Annotated in this window: 11 protein-coding genes; 7 read left to right on the top strand and 4 right to left on the bottom strand. The window is 61.2% G+C overall.

All coding sequences use genetic code 11. The features are described from left to right. Positions 1-10: 10 nt before the first annotated feature. On the bottom strand, positions 11-859 hold the full coding sequence (locus MWH26_RS12510; RefSeq protein WP_247974555.1) for a hypothetical protein: 849 nt from the start codon (positions 857-859) through the stop codon (positions 11-13). A 156-nt stretch (positions 860-1,015) separates the two neighbouring features. On the opposite strand from MWH26_RS12510, the gene MWH26_RS12505 reads away from it, so the two are divergent. From MWH26_RS12505 to MWH26_RS20155, 5 genes are all read left to right on the top strand, one after another. Next, complete coding sequence (locus tag MWH26_RS12505) at positions 1,016-1,321, top strand: hypothetical protein (protein ID WP_247974554.1); 306 nt, start codon at positions 1,016-1,018, stop codon at positions 1,319-1,321. A 29-nt stretch (positions 1,322-1,350) separates the two neighbouring features. Beyond that, positions 1,351-1,569, top strand: coding sequence for a hypothetical protein (locus MWH26_RS12500; RefSeq protein WP_247974553.1), 219 nt, complete (start codon positions 1,351-1,353; stop codon positions 1,567-1,569). Positions 1,570-1,706: 137 nt separating this feature from the next. Further along, on the top strand, positions 1,707-2,921 hold the full coding sequence (locus MWH26_RS12495; RefSeq protein WP_247974552.1) for a serine hydrolase: 1,215 nt from the start codon (positions 1,707-1,709) through the stop codon (positions 2,919-2,921). Positions 2,922-3,005: 84 nt separating this feature from the next. Continuing rightward, complete coding sequence (locus MWH26_RS12490) at positions 3,006-3,638, top strand: M15 family metallopeptidase (protein ID WP_247974551.1); 633 nt, start codon at positions 3,006-3,008, stop codon at positions 3,636-3,638. Positions 3,639-3,865: 227 nt separating this feature from the next. Further along, positions 3,866-5,644: a glycoside hydrolase family 10-like protein gene (locus MWH26_RS20155; protein WP_262921952.1), complete on the top strand. Its 1,779-nt coding sequence runs from the start codon at positions 3,866-3,868 to the stop codon at positions 5,642-5,644. 108 nt (positions 5,645-5,752) lie between these two features. Here the strand turns inward: MWH26_RS20155 and MWH26_RS12475 are convergent, their stop codons facing one another. The 3 genes from MWH26_RS12475 to MWH26_RS12465 form a co-directional block, all read right to left on the bottom strand. Continuing rightward, positions 5,753-7,024, bottom strand: a complete 1,272-nt coding sequence (locus MWH26_RS12475; RefSeq protein ID WP_247974550.1) for a hypothetical protein — start codon at positions 7,022-7,024, stop codon at positions 5,753-5,755. 31 nt (positions 7,025-7,055) lie between these two features. After that, the gene (locus MWH26_RS12470) at positions 7,056-8,621 is read right to left on the bottom strand and encodes a SusD/RagB family nutrient-binding outer membrane lipoprotein (protein ID WP_247974549.1); all 1,566 of its coding nucleotides are present in this window, start codon (positions 8,619-8,621) and stop codon (positions 7,056-7,058) included. Between the two features lie 102 nt (positions 8,622-8,723). Continuing rightward, on the bottom strand, positions 8,724-11,864 hold the full coding sequence (locus tag MWH26_RS12465; RefSeq protein WP_247974548.1) for a SusC/RagA family TonB-linked outer membrane protein: 3,141 nt from the start codon (positions 11,862-11,864) through the stop codon (positions 8,724-8,726). Between the two features lie 401 nt (positions 11,865-12,265). On the opposite strand from MWH26_RS12465, the gene MWH26_RS12460 reads away from it, so the two are divergent. Both MWH26_RS12460 and MWH26_RS12455 read left to right on the top strand, forming a co-directional pair. Continuing rightward, entirely contained in the window at positions 12,266-13,444 is a 1,179-nt protein-coding gene (locus tag MWH26_RS12460) for an acyltransferase family protein (RefSeq protein ID WP_247974547.1), read from the top strand. A gap of 75 nt (positions 13,445-13,519) precedes the next feature. After that, on the top strand, positions 13,520-14,023 hold the full coding sequence (locus MWH26_RS12455; protein WP_244696937.1) for a DUF2059 domain-containing protein: 504 nt from the start codon (positions 13,520-13,522) through the stop codon (positions 14,021-14,023). The last annotated feature ends 249 nt before the right edge of the window (positions 14,024-14,272 follow it).

Genomic DNA, 14,272 nt, shown 5'->3' with positions numbered 1-14,272 from the left:
GCGCCCGCGCCTACAGCTCCGTGATGTTGCCGCGCAGGGGCTGCTTGCGTTGGTAGTGGCCGCGCAGTTCCTCGGCCAGGCCAATGGCTTCCTGGTTTACCTTCTCCTCCTGCGGGTCCAGTAGCTGCATCTGAGCCTCGTAGCGGGACTTGAATACCTGCAGGGAGCTACGGCGCAGGGTTAGGCCCTGCTGCATGAGGTTCAGGCGCTCCTCCATGGTAGCGGTTAGGTGCTGATTGTAGGCCTTAGCCCGCATAAACCAGGTAATGCGCTCCAGCGTGAGGTCAACCTGCCCAGGAAATACGGCCGTTACGGCCCCGGTGCGGGCTTGGCTGGTGAGGTGGGCCGCGGCGTTTTCTGCCAGCCAGTAGCGCCGGGCCATGCGTAGGTAGCGGCCGGTGGCGGTAGTGTCGGCGCGGTCGGCGGCCGGGAGCAGGCGGCGCAGCTCCGCCACTTGGGCAGCCGTTTTGGCTTCGAAATCGGGTAGGCGCTCGGTTTTTACGGCTTCCAACACAATGGGCTCGGCCTTTTTGGCTGCTACCGATGCGGGCGGCGTAGCAGGTTTCGTTGGAGTGTGCAGGCCCCACCAGCCCAGCCCCAGCACCGCGGCAGCCAGCACGCCGGCCGGCCACCACCGGGCCCCGGCAGAGGTTTCGGGCACTGACTCAGGGTAGGCAGACTCTGGGGCAGCAGTGGCCTCCGGGGTAGGGGGGGGCGGCAGGCTCGCCCCGCGGCGGCGCAGCTCCCGGCCGGCTTCGGCTACCAAAGAAGGATGGTACAACTCGGGGTTCTGCACCAGGAAAAGCAGCTCCTCGGTTGGTTTTTGCAGGAAAGAGTCGGGGGTAGAAGAGGCAGCCATGCCGAGGTAACAAACGGATAAGGGTGTAAAATCCCCCCAAATTGGTAAAAAACGCCCGGACTACCGCTGCCTCCTTCCCAACGCGGCCGCCGGGCTTGCGTATAGCCAAAGCCGGGCCCCACCCGCCCGTTTCCTTCACCTTTACGCACCTTCCTCATGGATACTCCCCGCGAAGAACCCCTGGACGCTAGCTCCCTGCCGAACCGGCCCGACGCCCTCTCCAACGACAGCCAGCCCGAAGGCCGCATCTTTCCCGGCAGCCACGATACCGGCCTTAACGCCGATGATAACTCCGGCAGCGGCAGCACCGAAGGCGGCCAAGCCATCAGCGGCGCCCGGGTGCGCTCCGGTGCTCCTAACTACGACGCTCCCGGCAACGCCCAGGACGGCGACGTCGGCGGTAATACGGCCAGTGCCGGCACCGGCGTATCGGGCGGCGAAACCGGCAAGGTAAACCTCTAACCATCAGCTTTCATCCTACTTCCTCTATCATGGCTAACGACCAAAACACCCCGCAACCCCAGGGCCAGCCGGACAGCAACCCCGCTACTACCCCCAAACAACCCGCCACCACCCAAGAAGAGCTGGCAAACGACAGCGGCGCCGGCATCCGCGGTGGCTACGGCGACAGTGACCAAACCAACGGCCTGGAAGGCGGCGGCCAAACCAAATCGGACCGCTCCGACATCCAGCAATCAGCCCAGGAATAGCTTGCCCTGACAAGCCCTGGTAGCTACTCCCACGTTGCCCGCTCTAGGGCGCTTGACCTTCATGTAAGGCCAGGCGCCCTAGAGCGGGCAACGTGAATTTATAGCGTAGTTGGGGGTTGCTGTGTACTTTGCTTCTGATGAGAAAACACCTCTGCTGGCTACTGGTGAGCTGCCTGCTGCTACCCTTGGCTCAGGGACGGGCCCAGAACCCCTTGCGCCAGTTGCTGCGGTCCGATTCTGTGCTGGCGCCCGTGCTTGGACAGGCCGCTGCCCACCGGGTTCAGATCCTGTACACCCAAATCCGCCGCGACTCCCGGGGCCGGGCGCACTTCCGGAGCTACGGCTACCGGTTGCGCCCGCGGGAGTACTTCTATCCGGCCAGCTCCATCAAGCTCCCAACTGCCGTGCTGGCCCTGGAAAAGCTACACGCCCTGAGCGCGCAGGTGCCGGGCCTAACCAGCGAATCGCCCTTGCGCATTGACTCGGCCGCCTGGGGACAAACACGGGTGGTGCGAGATACCAGCAGCCAAACTGTCCGGGCTTCTGTGGCCCACTACGTGCGCAAAGTGCTGTTAGTAAGCGACAACGACGCCTTCAACCGGCTTTATGAATTTGTAGGCCCGACGGGGCTGGTGGCTGGTCTGCGCCGCCACGGCCTGCGCCACACGCTGGTGCGCCACCGCCTTTCCGTGGGCGACCAGGACTCCACGGCTCGGCGCACCAACCCGCTGGCTTTCTTCGCGGATACCAGCCTTACCCGTCCTTTGTACCTGCAACCGGCCGCTACCTACGCCGGGCCCTGGCCCCGGCAGCCGAGGCGGGGCTGGCAGGTAGGGCGGGCCCATCTGCAAGGCAGCGCGCGGGTAGAAGAGCCACTGGATTTTCGCAGCAAAAACACCACTTCCCTACCTGACTTGCAGCGCACCCTGCGGGCCGTGCTCTTTCCCGAAACGGAGCCTGCGCGGCGGCGTTTCCAGCTAGCTTCCGCCGATTATGCCCTGCTGCGAGACTACCTGCACCGCCTCCCCCGCGAAAGTGCGGCCCCCCGCTACCCAGTGGCCCAGTATCCGGATAATTACGCCAAATTCTTGCTGGCTGGCGGACCCGCGGGCCCGCTCCCGGCCGGCGTGCAGATCCACAACAAAATAGGCCAGGCCTACGGCTTCCTGGTTGATAACGCCTACATCACCGACTCAGCGCGCGGGGTAGAGTTTCTGCTGAGCGCCGTGGTGTACGTAAACCAGGACGGCGTGCTCAACGACGACCAGTACGAGTACGATACGGTGGGTTTGCCCTTTCTGCGGCGCCTGGGCCAGCGGGTGTATCAGTATGAATTGCAGCGCCGCAAATAAGCTGAAAAAGGTAACGGTAGCGCTTAGTTGAGCGTAAGAGCGTCCATTATTCTTGTCCAGTACGGCTCCGGGCCCTTGTGTATAATGTCTGCCAATCCGTTTGGACTAGTTCTGATCAGCTCCCCTGAAGAGTACCACCAGCGGGTAGCCGCGGATGCTGAGCACCAGCTCGTGAATCTGCTGGATCTAATTCCGGATCTGGTGCTTGATATTCGGTACGCTACCTCCCGCAACCTGCTGGGCGAGGCAGTGTATCCGTCGGCGAAGGCCTACCTGCGGCGGCCGGTGGCCGAGGCCCTGCAACGGGTGCAGCAGGCCCTGGCGCGGCAGGGCCTGGGCTTGTGCGTGTACGACGCCTACCGCCCCTACAGCGTGACGGTACGCTTCTACGAGCACATCCGCGACGAAAACTTCGCCGCTCCTCCCTGGCGCGGCTCCCGGCACAACCGCGGCTGCTCCGTGGACGTGGGCCTAGTGGAGCAAGCCACGGGCCGCCACTTGCCCTTACCCACTGATTTCGATGAGCTAAAGCCCGCCTCGCATGCTACCTTCAGCGCGTTGCCCAACCACGTTATCCTGAACCGTAGCACGCTGCTGGCGGCCATGAAGCGGCAAGGCTTCGTCAATTACCCCAAGGAGTGGTGGCACTTCGATTTTCACCGCTGGGCCGATTTTGACCTACTAGACCTCTCCTTCGAAGCCCTGGACATGCGCTGAGTGAAGGAGTGAGGGAGTGAGTGAAGTAGCATATACCGGTACGTCATCCTGAAGCGGTAACCGAAAGACCTTCTCACGCATAAACGAGTCGTTGTTACGACTGTCGTGCTGACGTGAGAAGGTTCTTTGCTGCACTCAGGATGACGTACCATTTATTTACCGGCTTACTCATTCACTCACTCACCATTTCACTATTTCACCAACTCACCGTTCGTAACTTCGCGGGGATGTTTCGATTACTTGCCGCCGGCCGTTTCCTGTTTGCCCTAGTTCTGAGTGTGTATTGCCTAGTCGCCAGCCAGCCGGCTGGTGCCGCCGACGGGCCGCCCAAGCGCGAGTTGCGCGGGGTCTGGATTGCCACCGTGGAGAATATTGATTGGCCTAGCTCCCGCAGCCTCACGCCCGAGCAGCAGCGCCGCGAGTACTGCCGCATGCTCGATGACCACCAGCGTAGCGGCATCAACGCCCTATTCGTGCAGGTGCGCCCCGCTTCCGACGCCTTCTACCAGAGCAGCCTGGAGCCCTGGAGCAAGTGGCTGACGGGCCAGCAGGGCAAGGCACCCGCGCCCTACTACGACCCTTTGCCCTTCCTCATCGAGGAAGCCCACAACCGGGGCATGGAGTTTCACGCCTGGTTTAATCCCTACCGCGCCACCATGGACACCGTGACGCGGCGGCTGGCCCCCAACCACCCTTACCGCAAGCACCCCGAGTGGTTTCTGCGCTACTCCGGCAAGCTGCTTTACAACCCTGGCCTGCCCGAAGTGCGCAACTACATCAGCGAGGTGATTCTGGACGTAGTGCGCCGCTATGATATCGATGGCGTACACTTCGACGACTACTTCTATCCCTACCCCGAAGCCGGGCAGATAATTCACGATGAGGACGCTTTTGCCCGCTTCAACCCCGACGGCCTTAAGCTGGCCGACTGGCGCCGCCAGAATGTGAACACCCTCATTCACGAACTGCACGACACCATTCATCACACCAAGCGCTGGGTGAAGTTCGGCATCTCGCCCTTCGGGGTGTGGCGCAATCAAAGCACGGACCCCAATGGCTCGGCCACCAAGGCTTTTCAGGGCTACGATGGCTTGTACGCCGATGCTCTGGAGTGGCTGCGTCAGGGCTGGGTTGATTACGTGCTGCCCCAACTGTACTGGAGCACCGGCTTTCGGGTGGCGCAGTACCCCGTGCTGGTGGAGTGGTGGGCCCGCAACAGCAATGGCCGCCACCTCTACATCGGGCACGGGGCCTACCGCATGTCGGAGAGCACGAAGTCGGACACCGTATGGCGCAACCCGCGCGAGCTGCCCCGGCAAGTGCGCCTGAACCGCACCTTTCCCACGGAGGTAAGCGGCAGCGTGTTCTTTAGCTCGAAATCCTTGATGGCCAACGTGCTGCACACTACCGATTCGCTGCGTCAGCACGAATTTCGCTACCCGGCTCTAGTGCCCACTATGCCCTGGCTTGATGCCGTACCCCCGCGCCCAGCCCAGAACCTGATCGTCGCGACGGAGGCCGCCGCCAACACCCTGACTTGGCAGCCCGGCCCTGCCGCCGCCGATGGTGACCAGGCCGCCTACTACGCCCTCTACCGCTTCGCCGACGACCAGACGCCTACCCCCGACGACCCCCGCAATCTGCTCACCGTGTTCCGGCCCCAGCCTGGCCGCAGGCTAAGTTTTGTAGACACTACAGCCCGCTCCGGGCGCGCTTACGCCTACTATCTCACCGCCTTCGACCGCCTGCACAACGAAAGTCGGCCTATCTCGGTGCGCACTACCGGCCGCGCCACCGAGGTAATTGTGGCCCAAACGGCCCCGCCCGAATCCGCGCCGTCGCCTGCCGCACCGGCTCCTGTCCCCAGCCCAATGCCCCCGACCCGGCCTACGCCGCGCCCCACGGCCCCACGCCCAACCACCACAGTCAACTCACCAACTAAGGTCAAAGTCAAGACCAAGCCCAAGCGCCGCGGCTTATTTGAGCGCATATTCGGCCGGCGGTAACAACGCATCTCCCGCGGGTAAGCGGCTTCCGGAAGAAAGCCAGCAAGTAAAACAAAAAGGGAGGCCTGTGCGGGCCTCCCTTTTTGTTAGATAAATACGCCGGAAAATTTACAGCGTACGGTACTCAAACTTCACGCGGCCTGTGGAGCCAGCGGTACTGGGTTTTACGCCTGTAATGCGCAAGAGCATCATTTCGCCGGTGCCCCGTACGCGCACGGCGTACACATCGTTGACAGCTACCGTGCCCAGGTCGGCAAGGTTAGCGGTGGCGTTTTGGTAGAGCAGGTTGCCGACTGTGTTGGCAGTGGCCGTGTTGTAAAAGCCAGTGGCTAGGGTAGCGGCGGGTACCTTGTAGTAGCGGGTGCCGTTGGCGGCGCTCAAGGAAACCGTACCGCCCGAAATACCACTAACCAACAGGTCCTTGGCCGTAACCGGGTTAGCCGCCGGCTCGTTAAGGGCGGTGCGCAGGTTAAACGCCAACGAGTCGGGGGAGGAACTGGAGCCAAAGCTGACGCGACCGGTTTTCAAGCTGGCAAACGCAGTAGGCTGCGCCACGGTAATCGGAGCTGAAATGATGGTCGTGGTCTGGGTTTGGGCAAAAGCTACGAATACGAACTGGATAGCAGTACCAGCCGTGCGAACTGGCACGCGCACGTCCACGGTGCGGTTGGTGGCTGCCCCGTTGGAAGGAGCCGCTACTACGCCCAGCCGGAAGCTCTGACCCGCGGCGTTGCGGTAGCCGTAGGCCAGGCTGTCCACGTTCTTGAAAAGCGTAGCCGTAGAGGTAGCCGGCGGCGTAGGCAGCACTCCAATTCCGCCTTCGTTAATCACCAGCGAATAGCCAATAATATCGCCTTCGGCCTGAGCGGTGGCGGTTAAGCCGTTGCGGTAGGTGGCAGGGGTAGTCCCAAACTTCAGGGTAGGTGTGGCTGCCACCGTGTAAGTAAAGCGGCGCATGCGCTTGCCGCCATTGGCGAAGTTCATGGTCACATCCACGCGCACGGGCGTCTTGTTGGCCAGGGTTGTCGGCACCACGTAGGGTACTTGCTGGGTAAAGTTCTGGGAGGATTGGTTGAGCTGTCCGTTGGCCGGGTAGGTGCCTACTACCGCCGAATCCTGCCGGTTGACCACCTGAAACACCGTAATATCTTTCAGATCATCCGAGGGGTTGTAAGCCACGATCAGCGGCACCGTTTCGCCGGGGGCGTACTTGGTGGAACTCAGGGTGGCAATTGTCGCGAAGCCCGGCTCGGCCGCTACTTGGTAGTGGTCATCGAAGGGTTCTTTTTCGCAGCTGGCAGTTGCTAGCCCTGCCAGGGCCAGGAAAGCGCCCGGCAGCAGGCGCCGCCAAGAAGAGGTGAAAGCAGAAAATATCGTCATCAGAAAGAGAAGTACAGATAGAGGAGGAGAATTAGGGACGGTCCCACCACAGGGGCTTGCTCACGTAATCGTCGTTGGAAGTGGCCTGCACATCGGAGAACAGCTTGGCTACAGCTTGCGGATTATACAGCACCTCCGTGGCGCCGGGCAGCATGCGGCGGGGCCACCGGTCCTTGTAATCAGCTTTGCCCGCCAGCGTGGCGTTGGCGTTGTTGGGGTAGCGCAGGTTCACGTAAATAGCGGGGTCGAAATCCAGGCGGCGCAAATCCGACCACGACTCTGGGTTCAGGAACATGGCAATGTACTTCTGCTCCATAATGCGCTTCAGATCCAGCTGGGCCTCATTCTGGGCCACGGCCGCGCTGGCTAGGTAGGCGTCAATCTGGGCTTGGGTGATGAGCGGGAAGGTCACGGCCGGGTTGCCGTTCGAGCCGCCTACCCCAATCTTCTGCATGTGCGCCCGGATGCCCGCGCGGTACGCGTTAAGGGCCCGGCCTTTGTCGCCGGCCCGGAACGCCGCTTCGGCCTCAATGAACTTCAGCTCGTGGAAGGTCATCACCTCGAAGTAGCCCAGGTCGCGGGCGTACCAGGAGCTGTAGAAGTCGGTGAAGCCGTTTACAATGTTGGCTGTGGCCGCCTGGGCTACGCCGGGGTCGTTGCCGGTGCTGGTGGCCGTGGCCATAATGGGCAGGCGTGGGTCAATCACGCCGGGGTAGGCGGCCCCGCCCACGTTGCCGTTCAGGTACTTGATGATGTTGGTGGAGAAGGTAGCCGTAGCGTAGTTGTTCCGCGTGGTACCGAAAATGTTGGTGGTGGCCGTAAGCGGGGCCACAGCCTGGATAAACTGAATCTGGGCGTCGTCGGCCGAGCTGGTCATGCTCTTGCCTACCAGGTCCAGAATCTGCTGGGGGTTGTAGGAGCTTTTCTTCACTAAGTGGTTAAGCTGGCGGGCCTTCAAGCCGTTGGCAAACCGGATCCACTTCTGCGTGTCGCCCCGGAACAGAATGTCGCCGGAAACGCTGGGCGAGGTCACGTACAGGGGGCGGAAGTTTTCTGCCGCCGGCTTCTGCATCAGGGCAATGCCCTCGTCGCAGAGCGTCAGGATGGTCTGGTAAATCTGCTCCTGCGGGTCGTACTGTGGGGTGTAGTTCTGGGCCCCTTTAAACGCCTCGGTGTAGGGAATGTCGCCGAGCATGTCGGTGGCGTGGGCCAGGTCCATGGCCAGCATAATCTTGCCGGCCCCAATGTAGTAGGGCGAGCCTTCCTGCTCAGCTGCCGCCGTCATTGTTGGGATGGTGCCCGCCGAGTAAAAGTAGGTGTAGTTAAAGGTATTGGTGCTGTTGGCGTTGCTGAGCGTAAACTGGTCGGTGCTGCTGGCCGGCGTTTTGCGCACCGTGTACTGGGTAATGTAGGTAGTCGTCAGGGAGGTGAACATCTGCGTTTGAAAGCCCTGCGAAATAATGCTGGGCAGCAGGAAGTTCGGGGTCGACGTAATGGGGTTGTTGGGGTCGGTATTCACGTCCAGGAAACTTTCGCAGGAGGTGAGGCCCAAGCCTCCACCCAGCGCCAGACCTAGCAAGAGAAGGTATTTTTTCATTGAGTTGAGTTGTTGAGGTAGGGTAGCGTAGGGCTGAACGTTAGGCCGGCCGCTACAGCAGTAGGCCACATCCAGCTTTTCGGTACTAAGCGCTACAAGCCACTAAAAATTCACGCGCACGCTCATATCCACGCCGCGGGTGCCGGGAATGCTGCCGTAATCGAAGCCACCGGAGCCGCCGCCGCGCACACCTGCGCCCGCCGAAGCCGTTTCGGGGTCAACGCCGCGGTACTTAGTGAACAGCAGCAGGTTGCGGCCCGTCACGGACAGCTCCACGCCGCGCACCGAGGTAGAGTTCGTAAACAGTGTAGCGGGCAGGCGGTAGGTCAGGGTAGCGTAGCGCAGGCGCGTCCAGGAGCCATCCTCCACGAAGGGGGTTCCAACAACTCCCAGAATGGTCTGGTAGTAGGTTTGGTTAAGCTCCACCTGCCGCGTATTGGGGGTGTAGGTGGTGCTGCCATCGGCCGCTCGGCCGGCCACTACGCCATCAAACACGACGGTTTTGTAACGGTCCAAAGTCCGCTCGCTCAGGCCCGTGCGAGTAGCAAACCAGTCGTTGCCGTTTACTACCATGCCGCCCTTGCGGAAGTCCCAGAGGAAAGACAAGGAAAGGTCTTTGTAAGTGAGCGTATTGGTTACCTGCACGGTGTAGTCGGGGGCCCGGTCGCCGGCGTACACAAAGGTGCTGGTGTTTACTAGGGGGTAGCCGGTGGTGGGGCTGATGAGGATGCGGCCATCGGGGGCGCGCTGGTAATCCAGGGCACTAACTGAGGAAATGGGCTTGCCGGGGAAAGCACCGCCGCGGGCCACGTCAATCACCCAGGAGTCCGACTGGTATACTTCGGTCAGGAAGCCGGGCAATTTGTTGGCTTTGTTGCGGTTGGCGTAGAAGTTGGCCACCACATCCCAGGTAAAGCCTTCCTTCTGAACGGGCGTGCCGCGCAGGGCCACTTCCAGGCCCTTGTTTTCCACAGTGCCGCCGTTGATGTACTGCAAAATGAAGCCGGTGGCCTGGCTCACGCGGGGCGCAATCAGCTGGTCGCGGGTAATTTGCTGGTACACGTTGGCTTCCAGGCCCAGGCGGTTTTGCAGAAACTGCAGGTCAATTCCTACTTCATACGCGCGGGTACGCTCCGGTATCAGCTGCCGATTTGAGCCGTAGAAGCCGTTGCGGAAACCGCCCCCAATGTAAGTGGCCTGGGCCAGGGGCGAATCAACGCGGTAGGGGCCAGTGTCTTTGCCCACCTCCGAAATCGAGCCCCGAATCTTGCCGTAGTTCAGCCAGGGGTTCTGGTCGAGGCCCAGCAGCTTGGTAAACTGCCAGCCCGCCGAAACTGAGCCGTAGCCGAAGGGGCGGCCGAAGTTCTTGTTTTCCTCAAACCGGGGTAGGGTTGAGGACTGATCTAGGCGCCCGTTCATTTCCAGGTTCACCTGCTGAAACAAGTTAATGTTCAGACGAGCAAAGTTGCCGATCAGTCGCCGCTCCGTGTTGGTAATAAGCGTGTTACGATTGACGGTGTTGTTGATGGAGGGTACTACCGGATTGGGGTTCTGGAAAATCAGGCCCAGGTTGTCGGTGGCCTCGTTGCGGCTCATTTCTACCGTATTGCCCAGCACCAGGAAGCCCCCTAAGTTCTCGGAGAAATCGTGCTTGAGCGTAACCAGGAAGTTGGAGTTGAGCAGGCGGTTGAGGGTAGTGGTTTCGGCAATACCGCCGTCCTGGTTACCCGTCAGGGAAGTGCCCACGGCCCGCACCGAGCGGTCCTTCTGCACGTAGAAGTCGGTGCCGATGTTGTAGCTCACACCCAGCCACTTCAGCAAATCCAAGTTGGCCTGCACGTTGCCGATAAAGCGGTTGGTGCGGGTAGTCTGGGGGTTGCGGTAAATGGTGAAGTAGGGGTTGTCGGCATCGGTGGCGGCGGTAGCGGAACCCAGCAGGCGGCGGCGGCTACCATCGGGGTTGAGGTACACCCGGGCGTCATCGTTGCGAGGCCAGTTCAGCAAGCTGACCAGATAGCCCCCGCTCCCCCCGAACAGGCCAGGGCCCTGCACTGGGTTGCGCCCGCCGGCATTGAGGTACTGGGCTGAGCCCGTAATGGACAGCTTTTCCGTCATTTTAGACGTGCCGGCCAGGCGCAGGGTCGTTTTATCGTAGAGGCTGGTGGGGGCCACGCCGCTTACATCGGTGCGTGAGCCCGAAAACAGGAAGGTGCTGCGGTCAGTACCGCCCGAAACGGTGAGGTAGTGCTGCCAGCTCTTACCCTTCTGGAAAAAGTCGCCGAGGTTGTCGTATACCGTTTCGCCGGGCTGGAAGGCCGGGCCCCAGGAGCCCCGGGTGCCGGCGTCGAACAAGCCCAGGTTGCCCTGCTTGTAACGGTCCTGAAGTTTGGGTAGGCGGCTCACCTCATCCACCGAAAACTGCGTGCGGTAGTTGATGGTAGCACGGCCGGAGGTGCCTTTTTTGGTGGTGATGATAACCGCCCCGTTGGCGGCCCGCAGTCCGTAAATGGCGGCGGCGGCCGGACCCTTGAGCACCGTCATGGAGGCAATGTCCTCGGGGTTTAGGTCGCCGGCGCGGTTCTGGTTGGCCTGGGAGCGGCCCAGCACCCCGTTGAAGCCTGAGCCCCCACCGGGGGCCGTGCTTTCCGTGAACGAGGAGTTATCCATGATGATGCCGTCAATCACGAACAGGGGCTGGTTGTTGCCATCCAGGGAGTTCCCGCCCCGAATTACGATGGCCGCGCCCTCGCCCGGTGCTCCGCCCGAAGACGTAATGCTTACGCCCGCTACTTTGCCCTGCAGGGCATTCACGATGTTGGTCTGGCGGGTTTCTACCAGTTCCGAACCTTTCACTTGCGGAGCGCTGTAGTTGAGCTCGGCCCGCTCCTGCTTGATGCCATAGGCCGTTACAACTACCTCGTTCAGACTTTTGGAGTCGGGGGCCAGGGTAATGTTGGCCGTGGTGCCCGCGCCTACCTTGTATTCCTGACTGTTGTAGCCAATAAAGCTGAAGACCAGGGTGCTGCCAGCCGGCACGTTGGGGAGGGAGTAGCGCCCATCAACGTTGGTTTGGGTGCCAATAGCGGTGCCCTTTACCAGCACGTTCACGCCGGGCAGGGGCTGTTGGTCGTTGCTGGCCGTAACGGTGCCTTGCATGGTCACGGTGGCCTGCTGGGCCCACGCTACGGGCGCGGTCAGCATCAACCCCAGGGCCAATGGGGCGGACCATAAACGTCTTTTCATACGCAGTGCAAAAGAAGGTGAGAAAGTGAGAGAAACAGAACGAAACGGCACTCGATACGCAGCCGAGTTGCAGTTGGATTATGACCAGATGATGGGAGTGTTATGCCGGAAGAAAGGAAAGAAATCCAGCGGGCCAGAGTCTGGCCGGGCAGCACAAAAAGGGTGGGTAGGAGAGGCGGGCGGCGGAAATGCGTACGAAAGAGGGGACCAACGTAAGCGCGAAAGCTAAAACTACGGGATGCAACGTAGTGAAGCAACTATATATGGTATTTTTTGAAGGCGCAATTTGGTTTTGAATCCCGGTAGTAAAGCGCCAACTTTCCCGGCCTCCGTTAGCTGCCAGCCCCGACCCTGGAACCGGTGGCGGAACCGCGCTTTTCGACTTTGCCCTGCTTCTCGTTATGCAAACCACTACCCAGGCCGCTATCCACACCACCGGCGCCATGCCCCTGGCGGAGGCGTCCCAGCCCGGCCGCCTCGTCAGCCTCGACGTGTTTCGGGGCCTGACGGTCATGGCCATGATTCTGGTGAACAACCCCGGCGACTGGGGCCACATCTACGCTCCGCTGGAGCACGCCCACTGGCACGGCTGCACCCCCACCGACCTGATTTTTCCCTTCTTCCTGTTCATCGTTGGGGTGAGCATTGTGTATGCCCTGGACGGGGCCCGTCGTCAGCCGGCAACTCACGGCCGCACCCTGGTGCGTATTTTTAAACGGTCAGCTATTCTGTTTGGACTGGGGCTGTTTTCGGCCTTGTTTCCGAAGTTTGATTTTGACACCGTGCGTATTCCGGGCGTGCTGGCTCGCATTGCGGTGGTGTTTTTGGTGTGCGGCATCCTGTTCCTGAAAACCTCGCGCCGCCAGCAAATTGGGCTGCTGGCCTTCGTGCTCGTCTTTTATAATGTGCTGCTGCAACTGGTGCCCGTGCCCGGTTACGGGCCCGCCAACCTGGAGGCCGGTACCAACCTGGGCGCCTGGCTTGATAGAACGGTGCTCGGGGAGGCTCACCTCTGGAAACAGAGCCGCACCTGGGACCCGGAGGGGCTGCTGAGCACCTTGCCCGCCATTGGCACCGGTTTGCTGGGGATGCTGGCTGGGCAGTGGCTGCGCCGCCGCGAGGTAGAGCCCGCCACCAAAGTAGCCTGGCTGTTTGTGGCCGGTGGGGCCTGCACGGTGCTGGGCCTAATCTGGAACGGCTGGTTTCCCATCAACAAAAGCCTCTGGACCAGTTCCTACGTGCTCTACGCTGGCGGCTTGGCCCTGGCCGTGCTGGCGGGCCTGTACTGGCTGACCGATGTGCAGGGCTACCGCCGCTGGATTAAGGCCCCGCTGGTGTACGGCGTGAATGCCATTACCGTGTTTTTCCTCTCGGGCCTGATTCCGCGCTTGCTGAACATGGTGAAGGTGGCGGGCCCAACCGGCCAGCCCACCGGCCTGCGCGACTGGCTGTACCAGACCTTCTTCGTGCCTTACTTCAGCCCGGTTAATGCCTCCCTGGCCGGGGCCATAGCCTGCATGCTCATATGGCTAGTCGTGCTCTGGCTGATGTACCGGCGCAACATCATAATCAAAGTGTAGCGTAGGGTTATGCCGGCCGTGGCCTCCTACTACCGGCGCGTCATCCTTCTAACTTCTATTTCGTACCTCTGTAGTATGAAGAAACTATTGATTCTGGCGACTGGGCTAGCCCTGGCAGTTCCAGCGGTGCAGGCGCAGTCTACCGCTTCGGCTACGGGTACGGCCGCTGCCATTTCAGCGGGGCAGCGCAAAGCCGCCGAGGAGCTACTGGCGGCCACTGACTCCGAGAAAAACCTGTCGGCCACCATTGACCGGATGCTGGCCGCTCAGCTGGAGCAGAACCCGGGCATGAAAGCCGTGGAGCCGGAAATGCGCGCCTACCTCACCAAATACATGAGCTGGCCTTCGATGAAGGAGGATATGGTGCAGCTTTACGCCCGCGAGTTCACCGAAAAAGAACTAAAGGAACTCACCAAGTTCTATCAGACGCCGACCGGCCGTAAGACCATTACCAAAATGCCCGCGCTAATGGCCGCCGGCATGGAAATCGGCCAGAAGCGCATGCAGGAACACCTCCCCGAGCTGCAGCAGGCCATTGCTGAGAAGCTGAAGTCGCAGGCGCCGGCCAAAACGGAATAAGCTGCTGGCGCCATCCGCCCGGCGCGCGGCACCGCTACCCCTGCTCTATCCTATTGAACCAGCTCTTACTTCTGCTATGGAAGTAAAGGCTGGTTTTTTGTTCGAGTACCGGCGAAGACATCCTGAGCTGTCCTGCCGACTCACGCGAGAAACCCGGGAGCTGGCTTCAAGCCCGCCAAACACCCACTTGGTGTCAGAATGGCGCAGCACATGTGTACTACCTACCTCGGGTAATGCCTCACACAGGTG

This window comes from Hymenobacter sublimis, assembly GCF_023101345.1.
Taxonomy (GTDB): Bacteria; Bacteroidota; Bacteroidia; order Cytophagales; family Hymenobacteraceae; genus Hymenobacter; species Hymenobacter sublimis.
The sequence above is the reverse complement of the archived record's forward strand: the minus strand, read 5'-3'. Positions and strand labels throughout refer to the sequence as shown.

What these genes read in the sequence shown, in the direction of transcription:
- MWH26_RS12490 (WP_247974551.1), top strand. Translation starts at nt 3,006, where the DNA reads ATGTCTGCCAATCCGTTTGGACTAGTTCTGATCAGCTCCCCTGAAGAG.
- MWH26_RS12505 (WP_247974554.1), top strand. Translation starts at nt 1,016, where the DNA reads ATGGATACTCCCCGCGAAGAACCCCTGGACGCTAGCTCCCTGCCGAAC.
- MWH26_RS12510 (WP_247974555.1), bottom strand. Translation starts at nt 859, where the DNA reads ATGGCTGCCTCTTCTACCCCCGACTCTTTCCTGCAAAAACCAACCGAG.
- MWH26_RS12470 (WP_247974549.1), bottom strand. Translation starts at nt 8,621, where the DNA reads ATGAAAAAATACCTTCTCTTGCTAGGTCTGGCGCTGGGTGGAGGCTTG.
- MWH26_RS20155 (WP_262921952.1), top strand. Translation starts at nt 3,866, where the DNA reads ATGTTTCGATTACTTGCCGCCGGCCGTTTCCTGTTTGCCCTAGTTCTG.
- MWH26_RS12475 (WP_247974550.1), bottom strand. Translation starts at nt 7,024, where the DNA reads ATGACGATATTTTCTGCTTTCACCTCTTCTTGGCGGCGCCTGCTGCCG.
- MWH26_RS12465 (WP_247974548.1), bottom strand. Translation starts at nt 11,864, where the DNA reads ATGAAAAGACGTTTATGGTCCGCCCCATTGGCCCTGGGGTTGATGCTG.
- MWH26_RS12495 (WP_247974552.1), top strand. Translation starts at nt 1,707, where the DNA reads ATGAGAAAACACCTCTGCTGGCTACTGGTGAGCTGCCTGCTGCTACCC.
- MWH26_RS12460 (WP_247974547.1), top strand. Translation starts at nt 12,266, where the DNA reads ATGCAAACCACTACCCAGGCCGCTATCCACACCACCGGCGCCATGCCC.
- MWH26_RS12455 (WP_244696937.1), top strand. Translation starts at nt 13,520, where the DNA reads ATGAAGAAACTATTGATTCTGGCGACTGGGCTAGCCCTGGCAGTTCCA.
- MWH26_RS12500 (WP_247974553.1), top strand. Translation starts at nt 1,351, where the DNA reads ATGGCTAACGACCAAAACACCCCGCAACCCCAGGGCCAGCCGGACAGC.